The sequence below is a fragment of the Streptomyces sp. NBC_00386 genome (assembly GCF_036063235.1).
In the GTDB taxonomy this organism is placed as follows: domain Bacteria; phylum Actinomycetota; class Actinomycetes; order Streptomycetales; family Streptomycetaceae; genus Streptomyces.
Map to the genome: position 1 here is coordinate 2,339,363 of NZ_CP107950.1, position 14,232 is coordinate 2,353,594.

A 14,232-nucleotide genomic window follows, 5' to 3' on the forward strand; every position below is an offset into this window, starting at 1 on the left:
ATCAGCCCGCCCACCGGGAGTCGAGCGCGATGGTCTGCAGCCGGTCGAGTGTGAGCGGGGGCTGCGGCCGCGTCACCGGTCCGCCCTCGATGGTGGAGTTCACTTCCTGGATGATGACCCGGCGGCCGTCGGGGTGGAGGGTGTCGACCAGCCACACCACGGCCGAGCCGCCCTTCTCGGATGCCCGCTTGGCCCGCTTCACCTGGGTGCCGTCGGCCAGGGTCAGTGCCTGGCACTCGATGTACTCGCCCTCGCAGCCCATGCGCCCGGCGAGGACGTCGCCCATGTCGTGCTGGGCGTTCACCCCGATCATGCTCTTTCCGTGGCCGTCGTCCCAGACCAGTGCGGCGTAGCCTTCCTGGCTCTGCTCGTCGGAGATCTTCCCGCCCTTGGGCAGCAGGGACTTCAGCACCCGGATCATCTGGCGGCCGGACAGCGACGCGCCCGAGTCGGAGAGGGCGGTGGACGGGGCCGAAGCGCTGATCCTGCCGCTGGCCATGCGCGGTTCGGCGGCGGACGCCTGCGCCGCCGCACCGAGTCCGAGGGCCAGGACGAGGCCGGCGGCGACGGCCACGCGGCGGCCCGGACGACGACGTGCGGGGGTGTTCCTGTTCATGGTGTGGCTTCCTTCTCCGGTCCGGACGCGGGTGTTCTCCGCGTCGCGAGACGGCGGGTGCTGTGGGGTGCCGAACGTCGCCCGGGCACAGAGAAGTCCCGGTGCGCAGGCGGAAGGTGGAGGGTGTCGTGGCGTTTGTGGGGCGGTCGTGCCGCCTCGGCCGGTGCGACACCCACAGCTTCCATGACGCCGGGGACCCCCGACAACAGCCGCCACACACTTGGGACGGTGGGACCATCCCACCCCTGTTGACCTGTGGAAACAGGGAGGCCCTGGGATGCCGTCCTGGGACGGACGGCACGCGCACGGCTACCCGTGAGCGGCACGGTTTCTCGTGGCCCTCACCCGGAACCGGGGCCGGAGCCCGGTCGGCTTCGCCATCAGGGTCCGCAGGTCGATCGCGTCGGCCAGCGCGCGCATGCCGGCGTCGTTGAAGTGCAGGTGGTCCCCGGGGTCGTAGGCGGGGAGGATCCGGCTCGGGCGGGACGGGTCGCGCACGGCGGCGTCGAAGTCCGCGACGACGTCGAAGATCCGGTGGGTGCGGATGGCGGTGTTGACCGCCTGCCGCACGGCTTCCCGGGCCGGGGTGTACGCGCCATGACCGGCGTACGGGGTGATCGTGCCGCCGATGACCCTGATGCCGCGGGCGTGGGCGCGGCGCACGATGAACCGGTAGGCGTCCTCCAGGACGCGTGGGTCCCTCTGCTCCGGGGTTCCCTTGATGTCGTTGATGCCCTCCAGCACGATCATCGTGCGGACGCCCGCGCGGGAGAAGACGTCGGTGTCCAGGCGGGTCAGGGCACTCGGGCCCCGGCCGTCGAGCAGAAGGCGGTTCCCGGAGATCCCCGCGTTGAGGACGCCGGGTCTGCGGTGCGCGGGAAGTCCGCGCAGCCGGGCGGCGAGCCGGTCGGGCCAGCGGTGGTTGGCGTCGGACGAGGAGCCGTCGCCGTCGGTGATCGAGTCGCCGAGCGCGACGACGCTGCCGGCGGCCGGGGCGCCGAGCACATCGACGCCGGTCACGTAGTACCAGCTGGAGACGGTGGCGGTGTAGGCCGCGCCGCTCTCCTGGGCGGTCCGATCGGCCCCGGGCGCGACGAAGTTGGCCTGGAGCGCGGAGCGGTGGTACGTCGCCGGGCCGGAATCGGCCGGGGTGTGCACCGAGACCAGCAGGTTGGCGTCGGCGGGGACGGCCAGGGCGACGGGATCGCTGACCAGGTCCCGGCCGGCGGGGACGGTGACCGACCTGGCTCCGGCGAAGGTGACCGCGCGCACGGAGCCCGCGACGGCCCGGGGGCTCCCCGGCTCGCCCGGTCGCTGCAACGCCAGCGTCACAGAACCGAGTTGGAGCGGTTCGGTGCCGAGCCGGTTGGACAGCCGGACACGCGCCGCCCGACCGCCGACGCTGGTGTGGACGACATTGCGGATCGAGGCACCGGGCAGCGCGGGCACCGTGCCGGAGGCCGCCGCCTCCCAGGTCCCCGTCCAGGTCCGGGCCGGTTTCGGAGCGCTCCGGCCGGGCGCGGACCGCGCTTCGGCGATCACCCCCGTCGAGGTGAGGACCAGGGCGGTCGCCAGGGGGACGAGGAGACGCCGGAACATGATCGCGCGGGACATGCGGCGATCGATTCCCCATCCACGCACCCCCGCATCACATCATCACACCGTCGGACGCACCCGAACGGGACTGTCCGAGACCGGCCGGGACCGAATCTCCCCACCGGCTCCCCTCACCGGCCCTCCTCCTTGAGCCCTAGGACCGGAACCCGATGCGCAGGGAGGCGGGGGCGTGTTTGGCTGCTGTCATGACCGAATTCAGTGAGGCCGAGCGCGCGTATCTGAGGTCGCAGCGGCTGGGACGGCTGGCCACCGTCGACCCTCTCGGGCAGCCCCAGGCCAACCCCGTCGGCTTCTTCCCCCAGGAGGACGGGACGATCCTGATCGGCGGCTACTCGATGGGCACCACGAAGAAATGGCGCAACCTCCAGAAGAACCCGAAGGTCGCCCTCGTCGTCGACGACATCGTCAGCCTCAAACCGTGGAAGGTGCGAGGCATCGACATCCGCGGAGAGGCGGAACTCCTCACCGGCGCGCATGACTTGGGGCCCCATTTCAGCGAGGAACTGATCCGGATCCATCCTCGGCGGATCCACAGTTGGGGCCTCGACGACTGAACGTCCACACGGACGTGCCGGGTCGGCGGACCGTCTACCGGTTCGGCTCGGCGCCCGCCGGGTACTCGCCCGCCGCCCTCAGATGTCCGACGGCGTACGAGCGCCAGGGCCGCCAGGTGTCCGGGGCGTCCACGTCGGGCGGTGCCACGTCCGGGTCGCCGAGGGCCCGGGTGCGGATGACGGCGGCGGTGCCCTCGCCCATTCCGGGCAGCGCGAGCAGCGCCGCCCGTGCCTCTTCCCGGTCCGCGCCCGGGTCGAGCCGCAGGGTGCCGTCGGCGAGGGCCGTGGTCAGCGCGCCGAGCGGGCCGCCGGGCTCCGCCTCCGCGAGGACGGCGGCCTCGGGGAAGAGATGGGTGAGCGTCTCGCACTCGGCGTCCAGCGCCTTGCCGTACCGCAGCACCAGTCGCTCGGCCTCCGCCTCTCCGACCAGTGCGCGTACCGCCAGTTCGTCCGGATCGGCGGCGCCCGGTGAGCGCAGGCCCGGCCGCGCCGCGACCAGCGGACCCAGCCGCGCGTCCGCTCCCAGCCTCTCGTCGACGGCGTAGGGATCGGCGTCGAGGTCGAACAGCCGCCGCAGCCGCTGTACGGCGGTGGTGAGGTCCCGGAGATCGGTGAGGTGCAGCCGGGCGTCGAGCCAGCCGCCGGGGTGGGCGGCGGCGCCGGGGCCGTGTGTTCCCGCGGTCCGGCCCGCCTCGTCGGCACGGGGGCGGCCCGCGGCGGCGCCCGGCCGCTCCTCGACGGCCACGATTCCCGTGCCGTACGGCAGCCGCAGCGTCCGGCGGTACGTACGACGGCCCCGACTGCCGTCGACAGCCTCGACACCCGGTACGGCCTCGGCGGCCAGCAGGTCGAAGACGGCGGTGGACCGGTAGGGACCCCGGTGGGCGAGCCGGAGCGGGACACCCCCGGCGGGGGTGGCCGCGCTCCGGGCGGTGGGACCGGTGCGCGGCGCCGCCGCACGCAACTGGCTCGGCGTCGACGCGTAGACCGTGCGGATCGTGTCGTTGAACTGACGGACACTGGCGAACCCCGCCGCGAAAGCGATGTGGGTGACGGGGAGTTCGGTGGTCTGGAGGAGGATCCGCGCGGTGTGCGCCCGCTGGGCCCTGGCCAGCGCGACCGGACCGGCGCCGACCTCGGCCGTGAGCTGCCGCTGGACCTGGCGGGTGCTGTAGCCGAGCCGTGCGGCGAGACCGGCCACGCCCTCACGGTCCACCACACCGTCGCCGATCAGGCGCATGGCGCGACCGACGACATCGGCCCGTGCGTTCCAGGCCGCGGAGCCCGGCACCGCGTCCGGGCGGCAGCGGCGGCAGGCCCGGAAACCCGAACCCTGCGCCGCGGCGGCCGTCGGGTAGAACCGCACGTTGCGCCGCTTCGGCGTCACCGCGGGACAGCTCGGCCGGCAGTAGATCCCCGTGGTCCGCACGGCGAAGAAGAACTCCCCGTCGAACCGGGCGTCCCGGCTCCGCACGGCCTCGTACCTGGTGTCCTCGTACCTGGTGTCCTCGTACCTGGTGTCCTCGTCGTTCACCCTTCCAGTGTGACCCGGCCCGAACGACAGAGCTGGCGGAAATCGGACACGGCACCCCAGCCGGGCGAGGCCCCGGGCCCGGCGGTGAACCGGGCCCGGCGCAACCTCGGCCTCTACCAGCGTCCGCGCTTGGCCTCCATCGCGGCGCGGCCCTCTGCGCCCTTGCGCTTCCAGTCGCGGCGGATCTCTGCACGTACCCGTGCGTCCGTCTTGGCGACGATCCGCTGGTTCTCGCGGAGCAGCTTGCGGTAGCTCTCCAGTCGTCGCTCCGGCAGCTCGCCGGAGTCGGCGGCCGCCAGCACCGCGCACCCGGGCTCGGCGACATGGGCGCAGTCCTGGAACCGGCAGTCGGCGGCGAACTCCTCGATCTCGGCGAACACCTGCCCGACCCCGGTGCCGGCGTCCCAGAGCCCGACGCCGCGCAGCCCCGGTGTGTCGATGAGGACACCGCCGCCCGGCAGCACGAGGAGGTTGCGGGTCGTCGTGGTGTGCCGTCCCTTTCCGTCCATGTCACGGGTGGCCTGCACGTCCATGACGTCCTCGCCCAGCAACGCGTTGGCCAGGGTCGACTTGCCCGCGCCGGACTGCCCGAGCAGCACTGCCGTACCGCCGGCGAGGACGGCTTCCAGGACGTCGAGCCCGGCCCCCGTCGAGGAGCTGACGGCGAGCACGGGAACCCCGGGCGCGGTGGTCTCCACGTCCTGGACGAGGTGCGCGAGTGTCGCCGCCTCCGGAACCAGGTCCGCCTTGGTGAGGACGACCACGGGCTGTGCGCCGGACTCCCAGGCCAGCGCGAGGAAGCGTTCGACGCGTCCCAGGTCCAGTTCGACGGCGAGCGAGACGGCCACGACGGCGTGGTCGACGTTGGCCGCGAGGATCTGCCCCTCGGACCGCTTGGAGGAGGTGGAACGCACGAAGGCCGTACGGCGGGGCAGATAGGCCCGTACGTAGCGCGGGTTGCCGGCCGGCTCGACGGCCACCCAGTCGCCGGTGCACACGACGCGCATCGGATCGTGCGGTGTCACGAAGGCCGTGTCGGCGCGGATGACGCCGTCGGCGGTGGCGACGTCGCACTGGCCGCGGTCGACCCGGATCACCCGTCCGGCGACGAGCCCTTCGGAGTCGTAGGGAGCGAACTCGTCCGCCCAGGCGTCGTCCCAGCCGTACGGAACGAGCGGGGAGAGGCCCAGGGTGGCGGACGGGGTCGGGAAAGCGGAGCTGGAAGTCAAGGGAGACCCTTCACAAGGGCGGCCCCGGCGACGCGCACTGCTGCGCGAAGAAGAAGGAAGGTCAGCCGGCGGCCACGGAGGTGGACTTGATGAACTTCTGGATGCGGGCAGCGCCCATCGCAACGACAGCCATCGGTCACACCTCCTGGAACTCTCTCGAAGCCAACGCCTCTACGCCGACGTGTGAACTGTATCCGGGGCCCCCTCGGGCCCGTCAATCGAATTAAGACCTCGGCCGGTCGGGCCCTCGGCCCAGGGGATGGACCGGCGGATTCGAGGGTCCGGCCGGAGGCCGGGGTGACCGGCAGCTCAGTGAGCCGTCGTGCGGCGTCCCCCGTTGAGCGACAGCTCAGTGAACCGTCGTGCAGCGTCCCCCGTTGAGCGTGAACGCGTCCGGGGTCGTGTTCCCGTCGTGCCAGGTGCCGAGGAAGCCGACGGCGAAGGATCCGCCCGCGGCGACCGACTTGTTGTAGTCGGCGGCGGTCGCGGTCACCCGGGAGCCGTCCTGGGCGACCGTGCCGTCCCACATCTGCGTGACCCGCTGCCCGTCGTCGAAGGTCCAGCCGATCTCCCAGGAGTCGAGGGCTTCGACGGACGTGACGGTGACACTGGCCTGGAAGCCGTCCGTCCACTGGTCGACGACGTCGTACTTCACCTGGCAGGACGCGGGGCCCTTCGTGGAGTCCGGGGGTGTCGTGGAGCCCTTGGAGCCCGAGGTTCCCTTGGTGGCGTGGGCCGGGGACGAGGACGTGCCCTGGGGTTCGGGGTCGGGCTTCGAGCTCGTTTCGGCGCCGGCGTCCACGGGTTCGGGCGAGACGAGTGTGCCCTCGCCGCGGGTGGTCGCCGACGGGGACGACACGCCCGAGTCGGCCACCGGCCGGCCCTCGGCCGAGCCGCCGCGCGCGGAGGCGGCGCCACCGTCCCCGGCGCCGAAAGGCATCAGGGAGACGGTGAGGGCGAGGCCGGAGACGATGACGGCGGCGACCAGCAGTCCGGTGCGGCCGATCCGGGGCGCGGTCTCCCTGATCTCGGCGATACCGGTGTCCGCGGCCGCGTCCGTACGACCGCCGGCCAGCCCCGCTTCGGCGGCGCGGCGCCTGCGTTCCAGATAGGCGAGGCCGCCCCAGCCGATCACCCCGCCCGCCAGCGCCGCGGGCAGTCCACCGCCGTGCAGCCGCAGACAGGCCGCGGCCTCGGCGCACTCCACGCACCGGGAGAGGTGCTGCGAGAGGTCCTCGGGCGTCTCGGCGGCCGGCGAACGGGTGACCGCGTCGAGAAGCCGGGCGTAGCTGCGGCAGTTGGCGTCCATCGGTGTGTCGAGGTGGTTGCGATGGCACCGGTCCCTGAACAGCGCCCGCACCTGGCCGAGTTCCTCGGCGGCCGCCACCGGGTCGAGACCGAGCCGCCGGGCCACCGCGGGCAGCGGGAGCGCCTCCACCTCGACCAGCCACAACAGGGCCGCGTCGGGTTCCTGAAGGTCCTTCAGGCCGCGCAGGGCGATCGGGCGGTGCAGCGGAGGCCCGGTGTAGCGGGCGGCCTTCTCGGAGTTGAGCCACAGCCTGAGGTCCGGGTCCAGCCGGTGCCCCTGGCCGTGTTCCTCCCAGGCGGCGGCGGTGGTCCGAACCGAGCTCAGCAGCAGGGGAATCCGGGGCAGCCCGGGGTTTCTGCGACCGGTGGTCTTCGTGCGGGCCGTGACCGAGCGTGCCTCATGGATGCCATGGGTGAACGCCTCGGTGGCCAACTGGCCGGCCGCGGCGGAGCCGGACGTGCACAGATCGGCGTACGACAGGACCGCGTCCCAGCACTCCGAGAACAGCGCGGCCTCGGCGGCGTCCTGGGGGGTAGGCAGGTCTGGCATGGGGGGCTCCTGCGTCCACTGCTTCCGAGTGCAACGGCACACAACACCCAACTCGCCTGTTTTCAGGGGGAGTTGGCGACCGTTTCGACAACGGGCCAGAGCCTTTCACGGGTTCGACACAACTGACAAGCGACGTAGTCACATCGTGCGGTCACGCGATCACAGAGGGACCCTGGAGCTCCGGTCGCCCCGAGTGTCGTACGGAACGGGGACCCGGCGGGACCGAACGCTTCAACTTTCACAGGACCCGCCACTCCGCCGCCCCACTCCGCCGCCCCCGACTCCACCGCCGCGCGGGTCGCGTGACCCGCCGCTCCCCCGCACCGGGCGCGCGGCGGCCCGGACGTCGGGACGACGTCCGGGCCGAGTGGGTACGGGCCGTGCGGGCCGCGTTCGGGGGCGCGGGTGACGCCCGGGCTGCGCTCGGGGCGCGATCATGCCTGGGCGGCCGGCTCCTTCGCGGGCAGGCTGTCCATGAAGGAGCTGACGGAGAAGACCGCGCGGCCGGGACCGGGCTCGCCGTATCCGGGCGGCGACTGCAGCCCGAAGTCGTCCATGGTGGCGCGGTAGGCCTCCAGCAGGCGGATGTGGTACTCCAGCGGCGCGCCCTGCGGGTTGGCCTTGCCGAGCGGCGTGGTCGGCTCCGGGCACCAGGTGGTGAAGCGGGGCGTGATGCCGTGCGACATGAAGAAGCGCAGGCCCTCGGTCGTCGAGGCGATGGCCTCGTCGACGGTCGTGAAGCCGAACGGCTCGGCCATCTCCACGCCCGCGACGAAGTTCGGGATCACGTTGCGCGCGCCGAAGATCTCGGCGGAGTCGAGGATGCGCCTGTGCCACTCGTCCCGGCCGACGTAGCGCTCCTTGCCGGGGCAGTACAGCTCGAACAGGCGGCGGTCCCACACCTCGTAGTTGGGGTGGTAGATCTGCACGCCGTAGTCCTTGAACCGCTGCACGTCGTCGCGCGGCAGGGCCTGGGCCACCACCTTGCCGATCCACCGTCCGGGGAACCGTTCCTCGATGGCCTTGGCGTAGTGCCCGTAGAAGTCGGCCTCGTCCCGTCCGGCCACCGTCTTGGTGATCGCGCCGCCGGTGAGCGTGTACGCCGTCGACGCCTTCGCGGTGTCGTACCGGTCGATGATCTCCAGGGCTTCGAGGACCTCCTCGACGTCCTTCACACCGGTGTAGGGGCGGCCCGCCGCCTTGTGCTGGCGCCAGTTGTGGTTGATGTCGCAGTACTGGCACTCCTCCTTGGCACCGAAGTACTGGCAGACCCGGAAGACGGTGAGGTAGATCAGGTAGCCCCACTGGATCGTCGGGGCCACCTCCATCACGGACTTTCCGTTGGAGAGGGTGTGCCGGTAGTACTCGGGCATCGGCGGCACGCCGACGTCGGAGATCCGCTTCCCGTCCAGGTACAGCCCGAGGACGCCCTCGTCGTCGGCGGCGACGCGGTACGGCGAGGCGGGATTGACGCGCACGGACACGACGGTGCGCCGCAGGTCGTACGGGCCGCCGGTGAGGATGATCTCCTCGGGCGGGCGCCTGAGCGCGGCCTCGCCGAGCTCGGGCAGGGTGCCGTGGTCGAAGGAGAAGATGAAGTACGACTTCGGCTTGACCTCGCCGCTCTCGTTGTCGCTGAGGGCGGACGCGTCGAAGGCCACGCCCCCGCGGAGCAGGTCCTCCTTGATGACGGCTTCCCGCGGTACGTGCGGGAACCGCTCCATCAGATCCTCGACCAGCGCGGTTCGGCTGCCCATCCCGTTCTCCTCGCTCCCGACCTGCTTCGTCTGTCGTGTTCGACTCCTCACGGTATGCCCCCGCCCGGACATCGGCCGTGCCGGGTCCCCCCGCGCCGCCCGAGGCCGCCGCGACGCCGGATCCCGTTTGCTCCGTCCGGGCGCCGCTGCGAGAGTCGTCGCCATGCCTGCCTTCGCCACGTACGACGGGACCGAGCTGAGGTTCGACACCTTCGGGGACGGTCCACCGTTGGTGTGTCTGCCCGGCGGACCGATGCAGGACTGCGCGTACCTCGGGAACCTGGGCGGGCTGTCCGCGCACCGGCGTCTGATCATGATGGATCCGCGCGGCACCGGCGGGTCGGCGATCCCGGCGGACCCCTCGTCGTACCGCTGCGACCGGCTGGTCGACGACGTCGAGGCCCTGCGCGGGCATCTCGGCCTCGACCGGATGGACCTGCTCGCGCACTCCGGCGGGACGAATCTGGCGGTGCTCTACGCTCAGCGCCACCCGGAGCGCGTCGCGCGCCTCGCGCTGATCACCCCGAGCGTCCACGCCGTCGGGGTCGAGATCACTCCCGAGGTCCGACGGACGACGGCGCTGCTGCGCCGGGACGAGCCGTGGTTCCCCGAGGCGTTCGCGGCGCTGGAGAGGATCGTCGCCGGACACGGGGACGCCGACGCGTTCCGTGCCATCGCCCCCTTCTGGTACGGCCGTTGGGACGCGGCCGCGCGGGCGCACCGGGACGCGGAGGACGAGCACAGGAACCACGAGGCCGCGGCCCGCTACTCCGACGGCGCCTACGCACCGGACGCCACCCGGGCGGCACTCGCCCGCCTGCCGTCCCCCGTGCTGGTGCTCGCCGGGGAGGCCGACCTGAACTCCCCGGTGCCCGCGACGGCCGAGGTCGCCGCCCTGTTCCCGCGCGCCGAGCTGGTCGTCCAGGCCGGGGCCGGGCACTTCCCGTGGCTCGACGATCCGGAGCGGTTCGTGGCGGCGACGGAGGCCTTCCTGGCCGGCCCCACCCGCTGACCGTCCGACCCACCCGCTGAAGCCCCGGCCACCCGCTGACAGCCGGGCCCCGCGGCCGAGGAAGGCTGCCGTCAGGCGGTCCGGTCCAGGTCCTCCCGGTCGACCCGGAATTCCGGCGCCTTCCCGGACAGCAGCCGTTCGGCCTCCTCCAGCACGGTCAGGCCGAGGCGGGCGACCTCGTTGCCCTGCGAACCGGCCAGGTGGGGTGTGATGAACGCGTTCGGGAGGTCGTGCAGCGGGGAGTCGGCGGGCAGCGGCTCGGGATCCGTGACGTCGAGGATCGCGCTGACGTGCTCGGCGCGCAGTGCCTCGATCAGGGCACCGTGGTCGACCAGGGAGCCGCGCGCGGTGTTGATGAGAACCGACCCGGCGGGCATCAGGGCGAGTTCGCGGCGGCCGATCAGATGCCATGTCTTTGGGGTCTGCGGGGCGTGGACCGTGACGATGTCGCTGCCGGCGAGCAGTTCGTCGAGCGGCAGCAGGGGGACACCGAGCGCGGCCGCCCCGGCCTCGTCGACGTAGGGATCGGAGAGGCTCACCGACAGGTCGAAGGGGCGGAGCAGTTCGATGAGGCGTCTGCCGATGCGGGAGGCGCCCACGATGCCGACGCGGCGGCCGAAGTTGCCGATGCCGGGCAGGATCTCGCCGTAGGGGAAGGCGCGTTCGGCGCGCAGGCGTTCCCGGTGGGCGAAGACGTCCTTGCCCGCGAGAAGGATCATGGCGAGCGTGTACTCGGCGACGGGCAGCGCGTTCGCGGCGGCGGCCGAGGAGACGACGATGCCGCGCTCCCACACCTCCGGTGTCGCGAAGCTCTTCACGGAACCGGCGGCGTGCAGTACGGCTCTGAGCTTCGGGGCCGCGTCGAGCGTGTCCGCGTCGAGCACGGGGCACCCCCAGCCGGTGATCAGGATCTCGGTCTCGGCGAGACGGGCCCGTGCCCGTGGCCCGGTGAAGTCGCCCGCCACCGAGGAGAGATCGATGTCCAGCAGCTCGCGCAGCCGCGCGAGCGTGTCCGGGGGGAAGATCCGTGTCACGTTCCCCGGGGTCATGGCGAACATCGCCACAGGCCGTCCGGAGGACAGCTCCGCCGGATGCCCGGAGGGCCCTGCCACTGGACGCTCGGACGGCATCACCACGGGACGCTCGGGCAAGGAAGTGGCCTTCCGGTTCGGTGACGCCGAGGACAGCAACCGCTTTCTACGGTAGACCGCGCCACGCGAGCGGGTCAACGGGCAGGTCTGCCACCTGGGCGGACCGGCAAGGTACGTTCCCCGGGTGGTCATCGCACGGGCCACGTTCAGCGACTTCCCGGGGAGGGACGACAGGGATGACCCTGACCAACTGGGCCGGCAACATCACGTACGCGGCCAAGGAGCTGCACCGGCCCCCCTCGCTCGACGCGCTGCGCGCGCTGGTCGCGGACAGCTCCCGCGTCCGGGTGCTGGGCAGCGGGCACTCGTTCAACGAGATCGCCGAGCCGGGCGCCGACGGTGTCCTCCTGTCGCTGACCGCGCTGCCGCCCACGGTGGACGTCGACACGACGGCCCGTACGGTGCGGGTCTCCGGCGGTGTCCGGTACGCCGAACTCGCCCGCCGGGTGCACGAGCACGGACTCGCGCTGCACAACATGGCCTCGCTTCCGCACATCTCGGTGGCGGGATCCGTCGCCACCGGCACCCATGGGTCCGGGGTCACGAACGGGTCTCTCGCCTCCGCCGTGCGCGAGGTCGAGCTGGTCACGGCGGACGGCTCCTCCCTGGTGATCGGCCGGGGCGAGGAGCGGTTCGGCGGCGCCGTCACCTCGCTGGGCGCGCTCGGTGTGGTCACCGCGCTCACCCTCGACCTGGAACCGGACTTCGAGGTGAGCCAGCACGTGTTCACCGAACTGCCGCTGGAGGGGCTGGACTTCGAGACGGTCGCGGCCTCCGCCTACAGCGTGAGCCTGTTCACCGACTGGGGCCGCCCCGGTTTCCGGCAGGTGTGGCTCAAACGGCGCACGGACCAGCCGTCGCCGGACTTCGGGTGGGCGGCTCCCGCGACCGAGGCCATGCATCCGGTGCCGGGCATGCCCGCCCGCAACTGCACCGAGCAGCTGGGGGTCCCGGGGCCCTGGCACGAGCGGCTGCCGCACTTCCGGGCCGAGTTCACCCCGAGCAGCGGGGCCGAGCTCCAGTCGGAGTATCTGCTGGCGCGCTCGGACGCGACGGCGGCGCTGCACGCGCTGGACGCGATCCGCGGGACGATCGCGCCGCTGCTCCAGATCTGTGAGGTGCGGACCGTGGCCGCCGACGACCAGTGGCTGAGTCCGGCCTACGGCCGGGACACCGTGGCGGTGCACTTCACCTGGGTCGAGGACACCGAGGCCGTCCTGCCGGTGGTACGCCTGGTCGAGCGGGCGCTGGAGCCGTTCGGGCCGCGGCCGCACTGGGGCAAGGTCTTCACGGTGCCGTCGGCGGTGCTGCGCGAACGGTCGCCGCGGCTGGCCGAGTTCAGGGCGCTGGCCGACGAACTCGACCCGGCGGGCACGTTCATCAACGCCTTCGTGCGGGACTTTCTCCACCCGGCCCTCTGACCTTCCCCGCCCCTTCCCCGCCCCTTCCTCCACCCCATTTCCTAACCCCTTGTCGAAAGTCTCCGACGGGCCATAGCCTGGCGCGGCACCGGGGCCGGGCAACCGGTGCACGGGAGGGGAGTCCCATGAAGCGCGGCACATCACGCGACATCCGCACCGCGAACCGGTACGAGGTGCTGCGCCAGATCATCGCCGAATCCCCGACCTCGCGGCAGGAGTTGGCGGCGGCGACCGGGCTCAGTCTGGCCACGGTCGCCACGCTCGTCGGTGAGCTGCTCGACCTCAGGATGCTGACCGAGGTCGGGTTCGAGGACTCGGCGGGCGGCCGTCCCCGGGGGCTGGTGGCGGTCAACGCGGCCGGGGGCGCCCTCATCGGTGTCGACATCGCGGAGACGTACGTCCGTGTCGAACTGTTCGACCTGGCCCTGAACGTGCTGGCCCGCGCCGACGAGGACATGCGACCCGGCGAGAGCCGCCCGGAACAGGTCGTCGGGCATGTCGCGGCCGCCGTCGGCTCGGTGGTCGCGCAGGCCGGGGTGGAGGGCGCCCGGGTCCTGGGCGTGGGCGTCAGCGTCCCGGGGCAGGTCGACCGCGACACCGGGATCGCGGAGTACGCGCCCAACTGGGACTGGCACGACGTGCCGTTGCTCGAACTGCTCGCGGAGCACATCGCCTACCCGCTGTACCTCGACAACCCGCTGCGCGCCTGCGCAGTCGCCGAGTTGTGGTTCGGCGCGGCCCGTGGCCGCGGTGACGCCGTCGTGGTCAATCTGGGCACGGGCGTGGGCGCCGGTCTCGCGCTCGGCGGCGGGCTGCACCGGGGGGTCAGCAACAGCGCCGGCGAGTGGGGCCACACCACCCTCGTGCTGGACGGCCGGCTGTGCCACTGCGGCAACCACGGCTGCGTGGAGACGTATGTCGGGGCTCCCGGAATCATGCTGAACCTGCGGGAGCTGAGCCCCAGGAGCGCTCTGCTGCACCCGGAGGACCAGACCGCCACGATCGACGCCCTCGCGTCGGGTGTCGCCGCGCAGGACCCGGTCGCCCTCAAGGTCGTGCGCGACACCGCCCGTTATCTCGGCGCCGGGATCTCCGACCTGGTCAATCTGCTCAACCCCGAAGTGGTCGTGCTGAGCAGTTGGGTCGCGGCCACGCTCGGGGAACCGCTGCTGCGCGAAGTGCGTGAGGCCGTCGCCCGGCACGCGCTGCGGCGTCCGCTCGCGGCCACGGAGATCGTCCTCTCCCCCATCCCCACGGACCCGGTCTGCCTGGGCGCCGCCACGTTCGCCCTCGAAGGCGCGCTCCAGTCGGTCGGTCAGCGGCCGGCCAGGCGGACCGCCCCCGCCAGGAGCCGTACAGCACCTCCGGCGTGAGCGCCGGAGGCGGCTCCAACGGTACGACCTGATCCAAGTACCGCAATATCGCGGCGAGTTGACCGGTCGCGGTCCGCCGCCCCGGTGGCACGGGACCCATGGCGTCCGGT

11 protein-coding genes are annotated in these 14,232 nt (G+C 72.5%); 4 read left to right on the forward strand and 7 right to left on the reverse strand.

The features are described from left to right. Nucleotide 1 precedes the first annotated feature (1 nt). On the reverse strand, nucleotides 2-616 hold the full coding sequence (locus OG780_RS10160) for a hypothetical protein (RefSeq protein ID WP_328446818.1): 615 nt from the start codon (nucleotides 614-616) through the stop codon (nucleotides 2-4). Between the two features lie 309 nt (nucleotides 617-925). Beyond that, the gene (locus tag OG780_RS10165) at nucleotides 926-2,230 is read right to left on the reverse strand and encodes an SGNH/GDSL hydrolase family protein (protein ID WP_328446819.1); all 1,305 of its coding nucleotides are present in this window, start codon (nucleotides 2,228-2,230) and stop codon (nucleotides 926-928) included. A 188-nt stretch (nucleotides 2,231-2,418) separates the two neighbouring features. Here OG780_RS10165 and OG780_RS10170 point away from each other — a divergent pair, with 188 nt between their 5' ends. After that, a complete protein-coding gene (locus OG780_RS10170) occupies nucleotides 2,419-2,787 on the forward strand; it encodes a PPOX class F420-dependent oxidoreductase (protein ID WP_328446820.1) in 369 nt (122 codons plus the stop codon). A gap of 34 nt (nucleotides 2,788-2,821) precedes the next feature. On the opposite strand, the gene OG780_RS10175 is transcribed toward OG780_RS10170, so the two are convergent. The 4 genes from OG780_RS10175 to OG780_RS10190 form a co-directional block, all read right to left on the reverse strand. After that, nucleotides 2,822-4,321: a DNA-3-methyladenine glycosylase 2 family protein gene (locus OG780_RS10175; protein WP_328446821.1), complete on the reverse strand. Its 1,500-nt coding sequence runs from the start codon at nucleotides 4,319-4,321 to the stop codon at nucleotides 2,822-2,824. A gap of 113 nt (nucleotides 4,322-4,434) precedes the next feature. Further along, on the reverse strand, nucleotides 4,435-5,550 hold the full coding sequence (gene rsgA / locus OG780_RS10180; protein ID WP_328446822.1) for a ribosome small subunit-dependent GTPase A: 1,116 nt from the start codon (nucleotides 5,548-5,550) through the stop codon (nucleotides 4,435-4,437). 349 nt (nucleotides 5,551-5,899) lie between these two features. Continuing rightward, on the reverse strand, nucleotides 5,900-7,408 hold the full coding sequence (locus tag OG780_RS10185) for a cellulose-binding domain-containing protein (protein WP_328446823.1): 1,509 nt from the start codon (nucleotides 7,406-7,408) through the stop codon (nucleotides 5,900-5,902). 434 nt (nucleotides 7,409-7,842) lie between these two features. Beyond that, nucleotides 7,843-9,165: a radical SAM protein gene (locus OG780_RS10190; protein ID WP_328446824.1), complete on the reverse strand. Its 1,323-nt coding sequence runs from the start codon at nucleotides 9,163-9,165 to the stop codon at nucleotides 7,843-7,845. 163 nt (nucleotides 9,166-9,328) lie between these two features. Between OG780_RS10190 and OG780_RS10195 the strand changes: the two genes are divergently transcribed. Continuing rightward, the gene (locus OG780_RS10195) at nucleotides 9,329-10,177 is read left to right on the forward strand and encodes an alpha/beta fold hydrolase (RefSeq protein WP_328446825.1); all 849 of its coding nucleotides are present in this window, start codon (nucleotides 9,329-9,331) and stop codon (nucleotides 10,175-10,177) included. Nucleotides 10,178-10,248: 71 nt separating this feature from the next. Here OG780_RS10195 and OG780_RS10200 read toward each other — a convergent pair whose 3' ends face one another. Then, nucleotides 10,249-11,226: a hydroxyacid dehydrogenase gene (locus OG780_RS10200; RefSeq protein WP_328446826.1), complete on the reverse strand. Its 978-nt coding sequence runs from the start codon at nucleotides 11,224-11,226 to the stop codon at nucleotides 10,249-10,251. A 278-nt stretch (nucleotides 11,227-11,504) separates the two neighbouring features. Between OG780_RS10200 and OG780_RS10205 the strand changes: the two genes are divergently transcribed. Next, complete coding sequence (locus OG780_RS10205; protein WP_328446828.1) at nucleotides 11,505-12,749, forward strand: FAD-binding protein; 1,245 nt, start codon at nucleotides 11,505-11,507, stop codon at nucleotides 12,747-12,749. A 125-nt stretch (nucleotides 12,750-12,874) separates the two neighbouring features. Beyond that, on the forward strand, nucleotides 12,875-14,122 hold the full coding sequence (locus tag OG780_RS10210; RefSeq protein ID WP_328446830.1) for an ROK family transcriptional regulator: 1,248 nt from the start codon (nucleotides 12,875-12,877) through the stop codon (nucleotides 14,120-14,122). Nucleotides 14,123-14,232 lie beyond the last annotated feature (110 nt).

Coding starts and splice junctions, on each gene's coding strand:
- OG780_RS10160 (WP_328446818.1), bottom strand. CDS start 616: ATGAACAGGAACACCCCCGCACGTCGTCGTCCGGGCCGCCGCGTGGCC.
- OG780_RS10165 (WP_328446819.1), bottom strand. CDS start 2,230: ATGTCCCGCGCGATCATGTTCCGGCGTCTCCTCGTCCCCCTGGCGACC.
- OG780_RS10170 (WP_328446820.1), top strand. CDS start 2,419: ATGACCGAATTCAGTGAGGCCGAGCGCGCGTATCTGAGGTCGCAGCGG.
- OG780_RS10185 (WP_328446823.1), bottom strand. CDS start 7,408: ATGCCAGACCTGCCTACCCCCCAGGACGCCGCCGAGGCCGCGCTGTTC.
- OG780_RS10190 (WP_328446824.1), bottom strand. CDS start 9,165: ATGGGCAGCCGAACCGCGCTGGTCGAGGATCTGATGGAGCGGTTCCCG.
- OG780_RS10195 (WP_328446825.1), top strand. CDS start 9,329: ATGCCTGCCTTCGCCACGTACGACGGGACCGAGCTGAGGTTCGACACC.
- OG780_RS10200 (WP_328446826.1), bottom strand. CDS start 11,226: ATGACCCCGGGGAACGTGACACGGATCTTCCCCCCGGACACGCTCGCG.
- OG780_RS10205 (WP_328446828.1), top strand. CDS start 11,505: ATGACCCTGACCAACTGGGCCGGCAACATCACGTACGCGGCCAAGGAG.
- OG780_RS10210 (WP_328446830.1), top strand. CDS start 12,875: ATGAAGCGCGGCACATCACGCGACATCCGCACCGCGAACCGGTACGAG.